We start from the raw sequence: 1184 nt of genomic DNA on the forward strand, positions 1-1184 counted from the left end.
CGGGGTGTGCAGCAGCTGGTGTTGTGTGGCCTCGCCACAATCCACCAGGTACCAGCCCTTGCCGGTATCGGCCACCAGCGCCAGTGCGGTCACGTTGCGTTGTTTTGTGGGTGTGCCCGAAGAGGTGCCGAGAAAAAACAAATCTATGCTGCTATTGGAACACCACCATCGTCCCCTTGCTTCAGGCCGCGTTGGTCAGCACCTCGATGCGGTGGCCGTCCAGGTCATGAAACATCGCGCCAAAGTAGGTGGTGCTGATGTCAGGCCGGGTGCGCGGCGTAAAAATGTCCTGGCCCGCTGCGGCCAGCGCAGCGACATGGGCCGCAGCCACCACCGCGCGCGATGCTGCACCCAGTGCCATGTGTGTGCCTTTGGCCGTCACGTGTTGGTCTTCCTCCACCGGGTACAGAAAAAACGACCATTGCGATGCTGTGCCAAACGCGGCTTCTGCGCCGGTGTCGCGCTGCAGTTCTATGCCCAGCGGCTTGAGTGCCTGCTGGTAAAAAGCGACGGCTTGCGCGTAGTGTCGGGTGCCCAGGGATACATGGTCAATCACAGTCTTCTCCTTCAAAAAATTGGATGCAGTGGGGGAGCGTGGGGGCTACACCAGCCAACGCGCAACCTGCTCGCCGGTCAGGTTACTGCCGCACAAGACCGTTGCCAAGCGTTGTGTGCGCAGCTCAGCGTGTTCCAACACGGCAGCCACACCGACCACACCGGCGGGTTCAACCACCAAACCCGCGTGCTGAAAGACCAGGCGCATCGCGCGCCCAATGGCTTCTTCGCTGACCAGCAGCACATCGTCCACCGTGCCCTGCATGTCGGCCAACGCCTCGGGCACCGGCATGCGCACGGCGATGCCGTCGGCTATGGTGTTGGCCACGCCGCGGTTCACGGTGCGGCCCTTGCGCCAGGATGCGGCCATGGCGTCCGCGCCTGCGGCACAGATGCCGATCATGCGTACATCTGGCGCATGGGCCTTGGTCCAGCGGCCCATGCCGGTCAAGAGCGCGCCGTTGCCTAGCGGTACCAGCAGGGTGTCAAAGTCGCGCCGCGCCAGCATCTCACGGGCGATGGTGCCCGCGCCTTCGGCAATGCTGGCCTCTGCACCGTCTTCCACAAAATAACCGCCACTGTTGGCGCAGAAGCGTTTGGCCTCTTCCTTGGCGCTGTCAAAGTCGTCG

General features: G+C 63.2%; 2 protein-coding genes. Both read right to left on the reverse strand.

The window, feature by feature from the left end:
* Nucleotides 1-181: 181 nt before the first annotated feature.
* Nucleotides 182-556 (reverse strand): VOC family protein, encoded by a 375-nt coding sequence (locus AC097P_RS24360; RefSeq protein WP_479612997.1) that lies wholly within the window; start codon nucleotides 554-556, stop codon nucleotides 182-184.
* A 45-nt stretch (nucleotides 557-601) separates the two neighbouring features.
* Nucleotides 602-1184, reverse strand: a 583-nt coding sequence (locus tag AC097P_RS24365) for a pyridoxal-phosphate dependent enzyme (RefSeq protein ID WP_479612998.1), incomplete at its 5' end; no start/stop codon positions are given.

The organism is Rhodoferax sp. ZS1R8 (genome assembly GCF_056521325.1).